Raw genomic sequence first — 17,046 nt, 5'->3', positions numbered from 1 at the left:
GGGTGACGTTAGCCACGGTACCACCTCTTTTCAATGAACCTGTCATTCTTCATTTATCTCTTAAATTGTTTTTTCTTGCATTTGACCCTGGTAACTCGGTTACCAATATTGACAATTAGAAAACATGAGTAGCACATTTTTAACTTCATCCATGGCTCGCAGCAACCGCCACTTTTCTGAATCTGAATTTTTAAAAACGATTCTCAATCTTTTTAATTGTACTGTATTTTAAGCTTCTGGTCAAGTAGCTTATTCAGCTGAATCTGTAGATGATTCAGTTGTTGATGATTCTTCTGTTGAACTTGATGAGCTTGCTTCAGAAGAAGTTGATGAAGCTTTTGATGATGAAGCTGAAGAACTTGATGATGAGCTTGTTGCATATTGTGAAAGAATACTTGCAAAGGTGTTATCTTTAATCTTCACGTTAGCTTTATCAAGAGCTTTAGCAATAACTTGATTTTGGAAGTTTGTGTCGTTTTGATATTTAGCCATGATAGCTTTCTTCAAGCGTTTTTTGTATGTCTTCCAATCAGAGTTTTTATCTGTTTTCTTAGTTGTCTTAACGATGTAGTAAGTGTATGAATATGTTGAAGAATTCATTACTTTGATAACATCTGAAACTGAACCTTCATTTTGTTTGAATGCAGCATCCATAACATCTGTTGGAAGTTTTGTATCTGCTGAGTCAAATGTGTATTCAGTTTTCTTAGCTATTGTGTTTTCTTTAGCGATTTTATCAAAATCAGCGCCATCCGCAGTTGCTTGATCGTGAACTGAGTTAGCTTTGTCTTCGTTGCTCAAAGCAATAACTGTAGCTGTTGTATCAGGGGTGTAATCTTTGTAAGCTTCTTTGTAGTTTTTAGTTGTCAATTTATCTTTGGCAGCTTCTTTAACAGCATATTCCACTAACATTGATGTGCGAATTTGTTGCTTGTAAGTATCTGTTGTCAAACCAGCAGCTTGAAGTGCACTTGAGAATGATGAACCATATGATGAAGCAGTTTTATTGTAAGCTTCAGTCACTTCTTTATCTGAAACTTTGCTTCCATATTGGTCTTCAAAGACACGTGACAAAATCAAGTTCAACATTGTTTGTTGTGAAGATTTTGAACTTTTTGCAGCACTGTAGAAGTCTGATACTGTAATTGTGTTACCTTTCATTGTAACAAGAGCTTTAGTTTCAGAATTGTTGTTTGTAGCAAGGTAAGTAACGCCAGCACCGATAAGAGCTGAAGCCACGGCAATAGAAACACCTTTAAAAGCCTTGCTTTGGATCATTTTTGTAAATCCTGATTTTTCTTTGTTAGCCATTGATATTAAACTCCTTAATTTGTCTTTAACTCCATTAGTATACCACAATAACTTAAATGTTGCTTAATTTTACAGTTCTACATCTTCAGCATTTTTACAGAGCATTAGCAGTCCGTCACTAAGTGGTAAAAGGCTTGCTGTCAGATTTGGATTATCAAGCGTTGCGTCAAAAAGTCGTTGAAGCCCACGGTAAATCGTGCGCTGTCCGCGACGCACTTCTTCGATTGGTTTGACAATATCACCACCTTGGAAGACATCGTCAAAAATCACAACACCTCCAACTTTCAAGTGTTTCAAAACTTCTGGCAAAAAGACGATGTATTTTGATTTTGCAGAATCCATGAAGACAAAGTCATACTCACCTTCAAGGGGTGAAAGAGTATCAACGGCATCGCCTTCAACCAATGTGATTTGCTTGCGAGTGTCATACTTTGCAAAGTTTTCCTTAGCAAAAGCAATCATTTCTGGATTACGATCGAGTGTTGTAATCTTAGCTTCTGGTGCATTTTCTGCCATCAAAAGCGCTGAAAAACCAATTGCTGTTCCAATTTCCAAGATATTCTTAGGTTGCAAGGTTTGCAACAAGAAACGGAAATAAGCTACGACTTCGTGCTGGATAATCGGGATATTTTCTTGATGTGCAAAAGCTTCTAATTCAGCTAAAAAACCGTCATTTTGCTTTTGACGTGTTCGCATATAACGCACGACACCCTCTTTGACAACAGGACGTCGCATATTGTGATTTGCTGTTTTTGAATATGATTTAACCATAACTCTTATTATATAGCAAAATAAAGCCGATGTGAATAGCTAGTTTTTCATGCTTTTAAAAGTACTGGAATATCAGACAAATCTGCAATTTTTTGATTGATTTTTGAGTTTGGTTGACCCAGATTGATTGACTTGATACCTGCATTCTCAGCCGCTTCAACATCAATACGACGGTCACCAACGTAATAAGTATCAGACTTATCAAGATGGTATTTTTCAAGCAGATAATCAATAGCTTCTGGCTCAGGTTTACGTGCAAAGCCATTGGCCGATGTCACTACTTCTGTGAAATACTGATGCACACCTAATCTTTCTAAAACATCATTGGCCGTAATGCCTTTATGAGTATAGACAAAATGGCTAACGCCAGCTTGCTTGGTTTGCTTTAAGATCTCTGCCATGTGTGGCATTGGATTAATCTTGTGGTCACTCGCCTCTTGCTCTTTTTTAAAGAAACTAGACAGCTCAGCAAAATCCAAATCTTCCTCTTTAGCCACCTTGTAAAGCAAAGCCTTAACCGATTCTTTGATGATAAACGACATAACCCATTCTTCATTAAAAGTAAGGTCATAATGTGCATAGGTGTCTTTCAAAGCCTCCCCAATTGCCTCATATGAGTCCACCAAAGTTCCATCAAAATCCCAAATCAAAGTTGTCAATCTATTTCTCCAATCTAATCTAATAACGTGCTAAACGCTGCCCGTCTTCTAAATCAATACTATTTTCTAAAGCCCCGCCAGCTTTTTCAATAATGTGACGACTGGCAATATTGTCTTCACGTGCTGTGATCAAAACGGGACTAATCCCACGTTTACCATATTCTTCAAGGGCAAAGTTAAGAGGTCTTGTCATAATACCTTGTCGTCTAAATTTTGGTGAGGTTTGATAGCCGATATGTCCACCAACAGTCGATAGATTTCCTTTTTCAAGTTGCCAACGACAAGCAATTCGCGCAGCAATGCTACCATCTACAAACGTATAATAAGTGGTCACTGTCGAATAATCTGGATGAGCAGCTTCTCTTTCTTGAGCTCTGCTATTTTCTACAAACACCTTAAAATCAGTGACTTCGCGCGTCGTCTCAGGAGCAACAAAAGGATTATCATCATTTTTAAAAGACGCTAGAAAAGAGCAGTAAGCTTCTTCATCACAAAAGTCAATTGGTCGAATTTCCATACCAGCACCTCCAAATTTTTCCATTATAACATAAAAGAGACTGAAATCATCCAATCTCAAAAACTATTTTAAAGGTGTGCCCCTTTTTCAACCAAGGCTTCTAGTTCATTTAGGCGGTCTTCAAAAATCTTGAAGGCAGCATCCAGATAATCACTACTTGTCATATCAACTCCAGCTTTTTCAATCACATTAAGTGGGTAATCAGAATTACCAGCCTTGAGGTAATCAAGGTAACGGTCGATATCAACTTGTGTACCGTGAACCACTTTATCAGCTAGGTAGCTTGCTGCTGCAAAACCTGTTGCGTATTGATAAACATAATAGTTGTAGTAGAAATGCGGAATACGTGCCCATTCGTATTGAATTTCCGGATTGTCTTCCTTGCTAAGACCATAATATTTTTCATTTAGGTCTGCATAAAGATTGTTAAGGTATTCGCTTGTCAATACTTCACCAGCTTGGTCTGCTTTATGAATCATATCTTCAAACTCTGCAAATTGTGCTTGACGGAAGATTGTTCCTTTAAAACCATCCAAGAAATGATTCAAAATCGCAAAGCGAGCTTTATCATCGTCAACTTCTTTCAAAAGCGTTTCCGTTAAAATATTTTCATTGGTTGTTGAAGCAATTTCAGCTAAGAAAATGCTGTAATCACCGTAGACATACGGTTGATTTTCACGAGTAAATGTTGAATGAAGGCTGTGCCCAGTTTCATGTACCAAAGTAAACAGATTATCAAGCGTATCTTGCCAGTTCAAAAGCATAAAGGCGTTGGTATCGTAAGCCCCACCAGAATAAGCTCCTGAGCGTTTTCCTTTATTGACATGAACGTCAATCCAACGTTCTGTGAAAGCACGGTGAACACGTTCAGAATAATCTTTACCGAAGATAGCCAAAACTTCTTCTGCTTTTTTCAAAGCTTCTTCATAAGTGAAACTCATATCCATTTCAGACAATGGTGTATGAATATCATACATTTTCAAATCGTCCAATTTAAGAACTTTCTTACGAAGTGCCACATAACGATGAAGCAGTGACAAGTGTGCATTCACACGGTCAATCAATGTATCATAAACTGCTTCTGGAATGAAGTTAGCAGAAAGTGCTGCCTCACGTGCTGACTTGAAGTGGTGAACACGCGCATCATAGTTATGAACCTTAACATTTGTCTGTAATGTCTTAGCGTAAGTGTGTTGGAATTGTTCATAAGTGGCATACATCGCTTCATAAGCTGCTTTTCGGACGTCGCGATTTTTTGATTCCAAAAGACTAATGAAATTACCATGTGTTAATTGTACCTCATTGCCTTCATCATCTAAAACCTCTGGGAAAACAATATCAGCATTATCCAGAATTTCAAAAGTTTCACCAGCAGCACCAAAAATTTCGTGTGCACCAGCTAAGAGTTCTTCTTCTTTTTGTGACAAGACATGTGCTTGGCGTTTGAAAAGTTGTTCAAAGAAATGCGTATAAGCTGATAGTGCTGGCGTCTCAGCAACAAATGCCGCAAAATCTTCAGCTGATAATTTCATCAATTCTGGTTCGTAAAAAGCAAAGACTTCACTGTATTTAGCATAAAGTGCTGTGGCTTTAGCTTGGTATTCTTGGTATTTTGCCACTGTTGTATCTTGGTCATTTTTCATTGATGCATAGACGTAAACTTTTTCCAATCTGCGTGACAAATCAAGATAATGCTCCGTCATAGTTAGCAAATTCTTACTTGATTGCGTCAAGTGACCTTTGTATTTTTTAGCATCTTCTAAACCAGCATCTAACTTAGCTAATTCAGCCTCCCAAGCGTCATCAGTCGCAAAAACAGTGCTTAGATCCCATTTATATTTTTCATCGATATGACTACGATTATCTGACATTATGTTCTCCTTTTCTTGGCATTATTAACCATTCTACCATAATAAGCTGGCGGGTAAAGTCTTTGAACACCTTTTTCACTTTGATTTTGATAATAACGCCTAAAGGTCTCATAAAAGTCTGATAAGTCTTGTGAAATTTGACAAAAGCCATCCTTAACTTCTGGGGGCCTAACTTGCGGAAAATAAGCTGACAAAGGCAGTGTGAGAAGATTTTTCCCTTGTAAATAAGCCTTTTCTTGGCGCTTTAACCAAGAAGTATTTCGAGAAGATAGTTGCCTTTGAATATAGCTTAATAAATTTGAGTCTTGATTAACGTCGTAAGTTGAGAGCTTTTGTTTTTGATAAGGAAGTCTGAAAAATGCCATTAAGTTTCCTGAGAGCGAGCAGCTTTTCGTCAAATAATGCACTTTACCGTGCCAATCTTCATAAATTAAATAATGTAGTCGAACAAGCCTTTGCTTAGCATCTAACTCCCACAGATGAAACCCCATATTCTGTGAAAAGTAAAGAAAGTGTCGCTGTAGGGGCGTTAAGCGCTCACCAAGCCATAATGTTTCTCCCAAAAGCCATAAAACATTAAAGCCCGCCTTGCGATAAGAAGTCGTTCGTTCTCTGAGACGTTTTTCTGATAGCCTAGAACACTGAACTTCCAGAGCTAAGTTATCATTGACCAAAACATCTGCAACCTGATGCAGCTCTGGCAAGACAGCTTCTACGGTTACATTTTCACTTTGTGAAAGAGCTTGGTAAAGTGCTGCTTTTAACTGCAAATGTTCGTCACTTTCATTTTCACTATAAAAATCACAATTTTTAAGCGACACATGTGCAAAATGCGGACGCATAATCTGACCATGTCTCAGTCGAACTGGTGAATGACAGGCTGGACAAGTAAAAGTTTGCTTTTCAGAAATCTCATCTAACAAGGAGACCAAACGATCTTTTTCATCAAGAGCAGACAGCATATTAAACCTCCTACTTCTTTATTCGAAAAAATCCTGAAAAAGCTTCAAATTAATCCAAATACTTTTTCAAGATTTCTGTTTCTCTCGTATTCAATTCTCGGTATTGTCCCCTTGGTAAATCACCAAGTTCAAAGTCACCAAAAGTCATTCGTTGGAGGTAAATGACCTTGACCCCATAAGCCAAAAACATTTTCTTAACTTGATGAAATTTTCCTTCCGCAATCGAGATATAAGCAGAGCTTTTTTCAAGACTTGTCTTAATTATCTCTAGCTTAGCAGGCTTACAAACCGTTCCGTCATCAAAGGTCACGCCATTTTCAAAAAAGGCTGGCGCATCAGCTGCTAAGAGACCATTTACTTCGACATAATAGGTCTTTGTAACGTGGTATTTTGGATGAAGCATGCGAAAACCCAAGGGACCATTATTGGTAATTAAAAGTAGCCCTTCCGTGTCACGGTCTAAACGCCCAACTGGATAGAGTTTTGGCACTCGGTCTGCTTCAGCAATCAAATTAATGACCGTCTGATGTTCTTTATCAGACACCGCAGAAACGACTCCTGACGGTTTATTTAAAATAAAATATTTTTCAGTAGACAATGTGACCTGTTTGCCCGAAACAGTTATCTCTTGTAAACTTGGCTCAACGTTCAAGTTATCTGCCTCAGCTAGCCTGCCATCCACATAAACCTGACGACTTCTGATGAGTTTTTTGACTTGATTTCTTGAGCCAAAGCCCGCCTGTCCTAACAATTTATCTAAACGCATGTTCTTATTGTACCATGTTCTATAAGATTTTTTGAAGCACCAAAAACTGGGCAGCTAGGCCACCCAGAATGATTTATTGATTTAATTCACTGGCAGCTGCCTCATCAACAATGACAACAAGATTTGGATGATGTTGAAGAACACTAGCTGGTAACTCTTCGCTAACGGGACCATTAAGCATTTGATTAATAGCATCTGCTTTGTCCTTGCCATAAGCCATCAAGACAACCATTTTAGCTGAACAGATAGACTTAATTCCCATTGAAATGGCTTGTTTTGGGACTTCATCCATGCTAGAAAAGAATCGACTATTAGCTTTAATGGTATCTGCTGTCAAATCAACGATATGTGTTGTCATGTCAAATGATGTCCCCGGTTCGTTAAAACCAATGTGACCATTACGACCAATTCCCAAAATTTGAAAATCAATCGGATGTTCCTTGATGATTTGATCATAATGTTTTGCTTCTACTTGCAAATCTTCAGCTAGACCGTTTGGCAAATAGCTTTCTTTAAATGGTTTATATTGGAAAAGATTTTCCTGCATAAAATGATGATAACTTTGGTCATTATCTGCAGCCAAACCTACGTATTCATCAAGGTTAATGCTTGTCATTTCTGAAAAATCAAGATTACTATTTGCAATTTCTTTATAGAAACTAAGTGGTGTGCTACCTGTTGCAAGCCCTAAAGTTTTGGCACCATTTTCCAAAGCTCCTTTTAACAAAGCAAATGCTGTTTTACCACCTTCAATTTGATTATTAACACGAATTACTTTCATGACACTTCCCCATTCTTGTTTTTTGGTATATACCATTTATCTAAAGTTATTATATGGTATATACCAATTTTTGTCAAGAAAAATATTTTGAGAAATAAAAAAAGCCTGAGAATTAATCTCAGACCTTTATGTCTATCTTGTTCCTGCAATCTGTCCTAGGAAATTTCCAACATAGTAAGCAAATAGCGCAGCGATTAAACCAATCAAGACGGTTCTAAAAATTTCTTTGAGTTTGCTTTTCTTGGTTATCAAAGCTTTGACAAAGCCTAAAAGGGTTAGGGCAAGTGACACCAAAATACAAGCCATCATGAAAGTGTGAACTCTAAAAATGCTAAAAACATTAATCAAAAGGTAAGACAAAAGAGGAATCAAGCCAAAAAAGATGAATGAAAGGAAAGTTGCTCCAGCATTCTTAACTGCCTTACCTTTAACTACCGATTTTTCAGTTGTTGAACTCAAATAATCTCCGACTGCCATTGAAAAGCCATCAGCCAGAAGATTTGAAAAGCCAAGAATGACAATCGGCGTGATTCCTAAGTTACCGCCGACTGCTCCTGCAACAACCGCAAATGTCGTGACAATCCCGTCCATGCCACCATAGACGATTGATTTTGCGTAGTCTCCAATTTTTTCTTTCATCTTTTTTCATCACTTTCCATTAATTTTTAAGCATTTTCTTTATTATTTTTATTATACCATCTCTTTAGAATTGTTACAATTAAAACAAGACCAGATGACGGAAAATGCTTATCGTGTTATAATGATTAGTTGAGAATATAATATTAAGGAAACATGTTAGATTATGCATACCGATGATTTTGATTTTAATTTACCAGAGGAGTTAATTGCCCAAACGCCTCTTGAAAAACGAGATAGTTCTAAACTTTTAATCATTGACCACAAAACACACGAAATGGTTGATACACACTTCGACCACATTCTTGATGAGCTAAACCCTGGTGATGCTCTGGTCATGAATAACACACGCGTTCTCCCAGCTCGTCTTTACGGTGAAAAACCAGACACACACGGTCACGTTGAATTACTTCTTTTGAAAAATACTGAAGGCGACCAATGGGAAGTTTTGGCAAAACCCGCTAAACGCTTGCGCGTGGGAGCAAAAGTATCATTTGGTGATGGTCGTTTGACTGCCACAGTTGTAGAAGAATTAGATCACGGTGGTCGTATCGTTGAATTCAATTACGATGGTATCTTCCTTGAAATTTTGGAAAGCCTTGGTGAAATGCCATTGCCACCATACATTCACGAAAAATTGGATGACCCAGACCGTTACCAAACAGTCTACGCCAAAGAAAATGGTTCTGCTGCCGCTCCAACTGCTGGACTTCACTTCACCAAAGAATTGCTTGAAAAAATTGAAGCAAAAGGCGTAAAACTTGTCTACGTCACACTTCACGTTGGACTTGGAACATTCCGTCCAGTTTCTGTTGATAATGTTGAAAAACACGAAATGCACTCTGAATTCTACCGCTTGTCTGAAGAAGCTGCCCAAACCCTTCGCGACGTAAAAGCTGCTGGTGGACGTGTTGTTGCGGTTGGAACAACTTCAATTCGTACCCTTGAAACTATCGGTTCAAAATTCAACGGTGAAATCAAAGCTGACAGTGGTTGGACAAACATTTTCATCAAACCAGGTTATGAGTTCAAAGTGGTTGATGCCTTTTCAACAAACTTCCACTTACCAAAATCAACACTTGTTATGTTGGTTTCAGCTTTCGCCGGACGTGAATTCGTCTTAGAAGCTTACCAACACGCCATCGATGAACGCTACCGCTTCTTTAGTTTTGGCGATGCTATGTTTGTAAAATAATAAATACACAAAAAGAACTTCGAAAAAAATTGAAGTTCTTTTTTTCATTATTAATCAGCCATGTTTGTGTAAACATCTTGGACATCATCGTCGTCTTCGAGTTTATCAACCAATGTTTCCAAAATGTCTGCTTGTTCTGCATCAAGGCTAACGTAGTTTTGTGGAATCATGCTAAGTTGAGCTTGTGCAAATTCAAGATTTTGTGCTTGCAAAGCTTCTTTAACAGCTGGAAATTCTTTTGGTTCAGTGAAGACTTCAAAGGCTTCATCTAATGTTTTCAAATCTTCTGCCCCAGCATCCAAAATCAACTCAAGCATGCTGTCTTCGTCCAAGTCCCAATTTTCACGGTCAATGACAATATAACCCTTGCGGTCAAACATGTAAGCAACTGAACCAGTTGAGCCCATGTTACCACCGTTACGTGTAAAAATGGTGTGCATGTTCGCATCTGTACGTTTTTTATTGTCAGTTAGTGTGTGAACGAGAATAGCTACCCCACCAGGTCCATAACCTTCATAAGTGATTTCATCGTAATTTGTTGTATCACCAACATCTGTTGCTTTCTTAATCGCACGATTGATGTTATCTTTTGGCATATTAGCTGCCCGCGCTTTATCCAAAACCATACGAAGCCTGGCGTTCATTGATGGATCGCCATCACCAGCTTTAGCAGCTACAAAAATTTCACGTGACAATTTATTGAAAATCGCACCACGTTTAGCATCTGCTTCACCTTTTTTATTTTTAATTTTGCTCCATTTATTATGTCCTGACATGCAAAATTCCTCCCTATTCCTTGCTATTATATCATATTTAGACATAAAAAGAGGATAGACAAATGCCTATCCTCTAGATTAGAGAGTGCTATCTTTAATTTTTAGTCAGCAATTGCTGCTTTGTACAATTCAGCAACTTTTGCCCAATTGATAATATCAAAGAAAGCTTTGATATAGTCTGGTCGAACATTATGGTATTTGAGATAGTAGGCATGTTCCCAAACATCAAGACCAAGAATTGGTTTTTTACCTTCTGAAATTGGATTGTCTTGGTTAGCTGTTGAGATTACTTCGAGTTTGTCATCTTTGTTAACGACAAGCCATGCCCAACCTGAACCGAAACGTGTTGTTGCAGCTTTTGTAAAGACAGCTTTAAACTCATCAAATGAACCAAAAGCTTCTTCAATCGCAGCCAAAACATCTGCTGTCGGCTCTTGTTTTTCAGGAGAAAGGAATTCCCAGAAAAGTGAGTGGTTAAGAGCACCACCACCATTGTTAATCACCGCTTGACGAATATCTGCTGGAATCTTGTCAAGATCTGCCAAGATAACTTCTAAATCATCTCCAAGTTCAGGGTGTTTTTCAAGAGCCGCATTGGCATTTGCTACATAAGTGGCATGATGTTTATCATGGTGCAATGTCATTGTTTCTGCATCGATGTATGGTTCAAGCGCATCGTATGCGTATGGTAATTCGGGTAAAATAATAGCCATGCTAGCTACCTTCTTTCTTTTCATTATTTCTTATCATCATTTTATAAGAATCAAGTCTAACTAGCAAATTATTTGACTGCTTTTTTAAGTATGCTTAATGATGCTCATGAGCAATTTTTAAAATAGCCACATCAAAGAGGTAATCTTTGTCATATGTTCCTGTCTTAATGGCATAATCTGTCTCAATCAAAACAGCAATAGCTTTTTTCAAGAAAGTCATTGACAGTGTGCGTGAATCACGCACAGCAAATTTGACTTGATAAGGATTGACACGGCGTCCCAGATAATCAGACAAGGTTGCTACCATCTGCTGCTCTGTCTTTCCTTGACTGGCTAAGATACTGACTTGCAAAAACATACGAAATTGCCCTAGCATGATAGCGATCAACTTGATTTCGTCTTCGCCTTGCAAACGCAAATCACGAATCAAGTCACGCGCCTCGTCGATATTGCCATTCAAGACAAACTGCGTCAAGTCAAAAATATTATCCTGAAGTGTTTTCGGAATGGCTTGATTAATATCTTCTGAAGTAATATGACCATCTTTTTTATAAGATTTCAAAAAGGCAATATTTTTCAAAATCTCGCTGAAATCATAATTGGATTTCAAAAGCAAAGCCTCAAAAACGCCAGAATCAAAAACTAAGTTCTCTTTGTGAGCTAATTTTTGGAAATACGTTTTTAGCTCTGCTTCTTTTAATTCACTCGCTTCAAAAATCTGAGCATCACGTTTAAGAATTTTCACCAAGCGACGTTTGCCATCTAATTTTCCTGGGGCAAAAATAATCAAACGTGTCGTGTCCAAAGGATTTTCCAAATAAGCCTCAAAACGTTTGAGTTCCTTATCATCCAAATAAGATTTTTTAGCCGTCGTGATGTCAAGCAAATTATCAAAAATAACCACCTTTTGGTCCGCAAAAAATGGCAAACTTTCAAGGTCCATCTCCGCATCCTGATAATCTACCTCAGCCATATCAAAATAAGAATAAGTCAAATCATCCTTATCATAGCCAACGCGCTCCATCATGCGCTCTTTGAGCTGAGAATATTGTCCCAAATCCTCACCCGTCACCACCGTAATCAGGCTGAGATTTTCTTTTCGTAATTTATCAATTTCTTCGATTGCAATCATAAAGATATTATAACAAAAACAGCCACAAATCGACTACTGTTTTTCGTGTGCTGTCACTTTTAAATCACCTCACCGTTTCAATTTTCCAGTGGTTTAATCCTCTAAAACGGATAGCACCTTGTTGGTCTGTGCGGTAAATGGTCATATTTTGATTTTGAAAACGATCAAGTGTTTCTTGGTGAGGGTGTTTGTAACGGTTATTTTGCCCTGCGGAAATCAAAGCCATTTGTGGTGAAATGTGATCTAGAAATTCTGGGCTCGATGACCCTTTTGAACCGTGATGTCCTGCTTTTAAGACATCGACTGGCAGATTGGGATAAGTTGCCATCATCTGCTCTTCGCCCTCTTCTTCCAAGTCTCCAGTAAACAAGAAATTCTTACCCAGAAGATTACCATAAAGCACCACAGAATCATTATTTCCACCATCACCAACAGCATTTGGATAAAGCACCTGCAAGTGACTTCCCATAATTGGCAAGTTATCTCCTGCAGAAACTGCGTGAACTGGCGTCTTCATTTGTCGAAGTTTAACCACAAAATCTGGCTTTGTGAGACTTCCTGGACTCACCAGGACTTGACCAATTTTCAGCTCTTTTGCGACTTCCAGCATATCGCCCATATGGTCGGTATCCGTGTGCGTCAAAACTAACTGATCAATTTTACCAATTCCTCGACTTTTCAGATAAGGAATCAATGTCCGCTCAGCATTGCTATCAGCTAAGCGCTTTTGCCACGATTTTTTCTCACTAAACCTCACTTTTCCTCCGACATCAATTAACAGCGTCTGCCCCTTTACATCTCGCACCAAAATGCTATCTCCCTGCCCAATGTCAACCACCGTCACTTCGTTTTCGAGCGGATGCTTGATTTGGAAAAATAGCAAAGCTATTATGCTAAAAAGGAAAATGGCCACTTTTTTGTGTCGATAACAGTCATAGAGAAGTCCTATTATTAAAAGTAATAGCAACAAAATTCCTAGACTTGGTCTGCCAAAAACAAGTGGTGTGCCAATCAGCGACTTACTAAATTTGATGATAGTTTCCAAAAAAACAAAAAATGGATTTAACGCGGTAATTTTAACCAGAGGTGATAAAAGAAAAACAAAGGTCAAAACAGGTAAGATAAGCGTATCAAAAGCTAGTGAAAAAATAGCTGTTAAAAGCAGCGACAAAGGTTGAAATACTGAGAAGAAATATAGCAAAACCGGTAAACTTCCCAGCGAAATCGCAAAACATTCTGTAAGGATTTTTTGATAATGACTAAGCTCATCAAAATCAATAAAACTCAGGATGAAAGCGTAGGTAAAAGAAAGAATTCCTCCTGTTGTTAGCAGGAAATTTGGCATCAAAATAAAAAGGGTCATTAAAGTAAAGGCAAGATTATCTAATTTTTTAATACCAAGATTTGCAAAGGCAGACTGAATTAAACTACGAATCACTGATACCGAAAAGCCTGTCAAGCCAGCATATACAAGTGAAAACGGGATTTGCAGTATATCCACATAATCTCACCGTAACCCAAGACGTAAAATAATAAAACGAAAAAGTGCCACAAAAAAGCCTACCTGCATACCAGACAGAGCAAAAAGATGAATAATCCCTAAACTAGTATAAACATCACTCATCTCATCAAAAGACTTATCCAAATATCCAAACAAAAGGCCAGTCATGTAATGTTGCATGGGAGCAGGAAAATTCCTTTGAATACTGACAAACGCCTGTCTTCTAAGTTCATGTAGTCGTTCAAAAAAACTTAAAGAGCTCTGCTGTCTTATTTCAGTAATCGAAGAAAGATTAGCAATCCGATAAATGCCTTCATGTTTAAGGTAAGTGCGGTAATCAAAACCACCAAAATTCCGCTGTGGCGTTGCCTCTTCTAGATCCACCTGCCCTGATAAAAGCATTGTTTGATTAAGATTTTTAAAAAATTCCTGCTCTTTTTCTGACTTCAAGATATAAAAAACTTGGTAAGTCTGCCCAGCCTCCTTCCCTCGAAAAGATAACAAATCACCATTAACCGAAATCGTATCTGGAATCATCTGTATTTTTGCTATCTGAGTTGGCGCCGCTTGATAAGCCTGTTCTGTCTGATTAGCCTTAGTCAGGAAAAATATCGCAAAAAAAGCCAAACACAGTGAAACCTGATACCAAGCCTTCCAACCATACTGTTGCCATAAAAACAGCAAAGCTAGCAAGAGAAACATCAAACACCCAATCCCTTTTGAAAAGCAAAAATAATAGAGCAAAATGAGCAAAAAAGCCAATTGAATTGGCTTGACAGGGAAATGCTTAATCAACAGTCACCTCAGATTTTAATTTTTCCAAAGTCTTCTCACCAATGCCAGAAACATTTTTCAAATCACCAACAGATGAGAAACCACCATTAGCATCACGATAATCAATGATATCTTGCGCACGTTTAGCCCCAATGCCAGAAATAGTTTGGAGTTCTTCTGTAGTTGCGGTGTTAAGATTGATTTGCGCTGAGCCGTCACCTTGTCCCCCCCTAGCTGTCGTTGGTTTAGCTTGAGAAAGTGTGCTTGCTGGTGTGACTTCTTCACCAATTTTTGCCACATAGACAACCGCTTCGTCAGCTAATTTTTCAGCTAAATTGACTGACTTCTTATCAGCATCATCTGTAAATCCACCAGCTTTTTTGACTAAATCCGTAACACGGCTGCCATTTGACAGTTCATAAACACCCTCATTTTTAACAGCACCTTTGATATCGACAAAAATCTTGCCAGAGTCATCTTGAGAATGAGATGTCATAGTCTTTATTTTTGTTGTTTCTAAACTTGAACTTGCTGGGATACTACTAGAAATTGTTGGTAAGTCACTTTGTAGCTGAGCTTGTGGTCTGGTCACACTAGACCAAGCAAAGAATACCACAAGCATAACAAGCACCGTTCCTAAAACCGCTGCTACCGTCTTATGTTCCAAAAGTCTTTCTTTCATCTCTTCAATCATCCTATTACCTCACCTTTTAAGCATTAGAAAAAGGCTCCTAAGGAGCCCTTACTTAATTATTCGAAAAAAACTCAAGAAATCCGAGTTTTTTCTTATTTATTTCATTTTAAGGTGTTTATCTGGATCCCAGACAAAGCTTGCAATGTAGCTAAAGAGCAATGTCAACAGAACAACGATAATCGCCACAAGTCCAAGAGGAATACGGTAAATGTAAGTTAATGGATTTGGTTTTTTGTTGGTATGATAAGTCGCATTTTCAGCATCCAAGCGATCAAATTCTGTTTGAATACGGTTTGCCACTTCTTCAATCCCTTCATCATTCATGCGTTTGATGTCAGAAATGTCAACTGGATTACCAAAGTTCATATCCACACGTTCTCCAGTCAAAAGTCCTTTTAATTCCATTGGTCCTGCATAAACGACTGGCATAATCTTAACATTCGCCATTTTAGCAATAACAGCAACCCCACCTTTAACATCGGTTGAATGACGGCTACCACTTGGGAACATCACAAGTGAACGATCGCTTTTCTTCAACATGTTAATAGGGTATTTAAGAGCTTTTTGCCCTGGATTTTCACGGTCAATCGGAAAGGCACCACACATACGGATCCACCAACCAAAGATACGATTCGTAAACAATTCTTTCTTCGCCATGAAAATAAATTCTTTCGGACGAGCAGCAAATGCCATATAAACTGGATCCCACCAAGTACGGTGCGGAGCAACCAAGATATAGTTCTCATCCTTACTTAAAATTTTGTCCTCATTATGATAGTGAGCATTTCCATTGATAATCCAAAGTAGGAAAACTACTAGCCCGCGTAAATAAGTATAAAACACAGATTTACTCCTTTTTTCTCATTACTTTATATTGTACCATGCTTAAGCGGTTTTAGAAAGTAAAAATTAACGACCTCGCTAGTGAGAACAGTCAAAATCTGCTATAATAAATGTCATGACTAAATCAATTTTAAAAGAAGGTGAGCGTATTGATCAGCTCTTTTCGACAGATGTAAAAATTATTCAAAACAGAGAGGTTTTCAGCTATTCTATCGACAGTGTCCTCTTGTCACGTTTTCCAAAAATTCCATCACGTGGCTTGATTGTTGACCTCTGTTCTGGAAATGGTGCCGTTGGACTTTTTGCCAGTACCCGCACTAAAGCGCCAATTATCGAAGTTGAAATTCAGGAGCGCTTAGCTGACATGGCAGAGCGCTCAATTCACTTGAACCACCTAGAAGACCAAGTTCAGATGATTCATGATGATTTGAAAAATTTATTAAATCACGTGCCGCGAACTGGTGTTGACTTAATTCTCTGCAATCCTCCTTATTTCAAGGTTTCAGAGACTTCTAAGAAAAATGTCTCTGAATATTATCTTCTTGCTAGACACGAAATTACAACAAACCTTGAAGAAATTTGTGACATCGCAAGACATGCTCTAAAATCAAACGGAAGACTTGCTATGGTGCACAGGCCAGATCGTTTTCTAGACATCATCGATACCATGAGACAGTACAATCTAGCACCAAAGCGCATCCAATTTGTTTACCCCAAAATGGGAAAAGATGCTAATATGCTTTTGATTGAAGCCATCAAAGACGGTTCAACCGATGGTCTAAAAATTCTTCCACCACTCTTTGTTCACAAAGAAAACGGTGAGTATACCGACGATATTTTTGAAATCTATTATGGAAAAAAAGGAAAGAAAGACTAAAAGAGCTTATATGTACGTAGTTGAGTGCATAGACGGTACGCTCTACACTGGCTACACTACTGATGTAGAACGCCGCATCAAAACGCATAATGCAGGTAAAGGTGCTAAATACACAAAAAGCCGCTTACCTGTCAAACTCATTTACCAAGAAAGTTTTGATAACAAAGAAGCCGCCATGTCCGCAGAAAGCTATTTTAAACAAAAAACACGACAACAAAAACTCGATTATATTCACGAACACAAAGCTTAACCCAAAAACGCACCCTG

17 protein-coding genes and 1 pseudogene are annotated in these 17,046 nt (G+C 38.2%); 3 read left to right on the top strand and 15 right to left on the bottom strand.

The features are described 5' to 3' along the window. Positions 1-249: 249 nt before the first annotated feature. The 9 genes from DQN23_RS02965 to DQN23_RS02925 form a co-directional block, all read right to left on the bottom strand. Positions 250-1,311 (bottom strand): peptidyl-prolyl cis-trans isomerase, encoded by a 1,062-nt coding sequence (locus tag DQN23_RS02965; RefSeq protein ID WP_111712682.1) that lies wholly within the window; start codon positions 1,309-1,311, stop codon positions 250-252. A gap of 69 nt (positions 1,312-1,380) precedes the next feature. After that, on the bottom strand, positions 1,381-2,082 hold the full coding sequence (locus DQN23_RS02960) for an O-methyltransferase (RefSeq protein ID WP_111712681.1): 702 nt from the start codon (positions 2,080-2,082) through the stop codon (positions 1,381-1,383). Positions 2,083-2,129: 47 nt separating this feature from the next. After that, positions 2,130-2,741, bottom strand: coding sequence for an HAD-IA family hydrolase (locus DQN23_RS02955; protein WP_020916435.1), 612 nt, complete (start codon positions 2,739-2,741; stop codon positions 2,130-2,132). A gap of 19 nt (positions 2,742-2,760) precedes the next feature. Beyond that, a complete protein-coding gene (locus tag DQN23_RS02950; protein ID WP_111713073.1) occupies positions 2,761-3,258 on the bottom strand; it encodes a GNAT family N-acetyltransferase in 498 nt (165 codons plus the stop codon). A 68-nt stretch (positions 3,259-3,326) separates the two neighbouring features. Then, complete coding sequence (gene pepF / locus DQN23_RS02945; protein WP_020916433.1) at positions 3,327-5,129, bottom strand: oligoendopeptidase F; 1,803 nt, start codon at positions 5,127-5,129, stop codon at positions 3,327-3,329. Then, complete coding sequence (locus DQN23_RS02940; protein ID WP_111712680.1) at positions 5,129-6,091, bottom strand: competence protein CoiA; 963 nt, start codon at positions 6,089-6,091, stop codon at positions 5,129-5,131. The genes pepF and DQN23_RS02940 overlap by 1 nt, the downstream gene beginning before the upstream one ends. Before the next feature lie 49 nt (positions 6,092-6,140). Then, positions 6,141-6,857 (bottom strand): pseudouridine synthase, encoded by a 717-nt coding sequence (locus DQN23_RS02935; RefSeq protein ID WP_111712679.1) that lies wholly within the window; start codon positions 6,855-6,857, stop codon positions 6,141-6,143. Positions 6,858-6,930: 73 nt separating this feature from the next. After that, positions 6,931-7,638 (bottom strand): glucosamine-6-phosphate deaminase, encoded by a 708-nt coding sequence (gene nagB, locus DQN23_RS02930; RefSeq protein ID WP_111712678.1) that lies wholly within the window; start codon positions 7,636-7,638, stop codon positions 6,931-6,933. Between the two features lie 132 nt (positions 7,639-7,770). Next, the gene (locus DQN23_RS02925; RefSeq protein WP_058833169.1) at positions 7,771-8,277 is read right to left on the bottom strand and encodes a VIT1/CCC1 transporter family protein; all 507 of its coding nucleotides are present in this window, start codon (positions 8,275-8,277) and stop codon (positions 7,771-7,773) included. Positions 8,278-8,440: 163 nt separating this feature from the next. Here DQN23_RS02925 and queA point away from each other — a divergent pair, with 163 nt between their 5' ends. Then, complete coding sequence (gene queA, locus DQN23_RS02920; RefSeq protein ID WP_020916428.1) at positions 8,441-9,469, top strand: tRNA preQ1(34) S-adenosylmethionine ribosyltransferase-isomerase QueA; 1,029 nt, start codon at positions 8,441-8,443, stop codon at positions 9,467-9,469. A gap of 50 nt (positions 9,470-9,519) precedes the next feature. Here queA and DQN23_RS02915 read toward each other — a convergent pair whose 3' ends face one another. The 6 genes and pseudogenes from DQN23_RS02915 to DQN23_RS02890 form a co-directional block, all read right to left on the bottom strand. Then, positions 9,520-10,245 carry a YebC/PmpR family DNA-binding transcriptional regulator gene (locus tag DQN23_RS02915; protein WP_043894998.1) on the bottom strand — a complete coding sequence of 242 codons (726 nt, stop codon included), beginning with the start codon at positions 10,243-10,245 and terminating at the stop codon, positions 9,520-9,522. A 101-nt stretch (positions 10,246-10,346) separates the two neighbouring features. Beyond that, positions 10,347-10,958, bottom strand: a complete 612-nt coding sequence (locus DQN23_RS02910) for a superoxide dismutase (RefSeq protein WP_020916426.1) — start codon at positions 10,956-10,958, stop codon at positions 10,347-10,349. Between the two features lie 94 nt (positions 10,959-11,052). Then, positions 11,053-12,090 (bottom strand): DNA polymerase III subunit delta, encoded by a 1,038-nt coding sequence (gene holA / locus DQN23_RS02905; protein ID WP_020916425.1) that lies wholly within the window; start codon positions 12,088-12,090, stop codon positions 11,053-11,055. A 64-nt stretch (positions 12,091-12,154) separates the two neighbouring features. Then, positions 12,155-14,386, bottom strand: a pseudogene (locus DQN23_RS02900) (DNA internalization-related competence protein ComEC/Rec2). Further along, positions 14,379-15,059, bottom strand: a complete 681-nt coding sequence (locus DQN23_RS02895) for a helix-hairpin-helix domain-containing protein (protein WP_020916423.1) — start codon at positions 15,057-15,059, stop codon at positions 14,379-14,381. Before DQN23_RS02895 ends, DQN23_RS02900 begins: the two are co-directional and overlap by 8 nt. A gap of 96 nt (positions 15,060-15,155) precedes the next feature. Next, complete coding sequence (locus DQN23_RS02890) at positions 15,156-15,902, bottom strand: lysophospholipid acyltransferase family protein (protein ID WP_111712677.1); 747 nt, start codon at positions 15,900-15,902, stop codon at positions 15,156-15,158. Positions 15,903-16,017: 115 nt separating this feature from the next. Between DQN23_RS02890 and DQN23_RS02885 the strand changes: the two genes are divergently transcribed. Beyond that, the gene (locus tag DQN23_RS02885; RefSeq protein ID WP_111712676.1) at positions 16,018-16,779 is read left to right on the top strand and encodes a tRNA1(Val) (adenine(37)-N6)-methyltransferase; all 762 of its coding nucleotides are present in this window, start codon (positions 16,018-16,020) and stop codon (positions 16,777-16,779) included. Then, a complete protein-coding gene (locus tag DQN23_RS02880; protein ID WP_111712675.1) occupies positions 16,754-17,029 on the top strand; it encodes a GIY-YIG nuclease family protein in 276 nt (91 codons plus the stop codon). Before DQN23_RS02885 ends, DQN23_RS02880 begins: the two co-directional genes overlap by 26 nt. Positions 17,030-17,046: the final 17 nt, after the last annotated feature.

It is taken from the genome of Streptococcus lutetiensis, assembly GCF_900475675.1.
In the GTDB taxonomy this organism is placed as follows: Bacteria; Bacillota; Bacilli; order Lactobacillales; family Streptococcaceae; genus Streptococcus; species Streptococcus lutetiensis.
The sequence above is the reverse complement of the archived record's forward strand: the minus strand, read 5'-3'. Positions and strand labels throughout refer to the sequence as shown.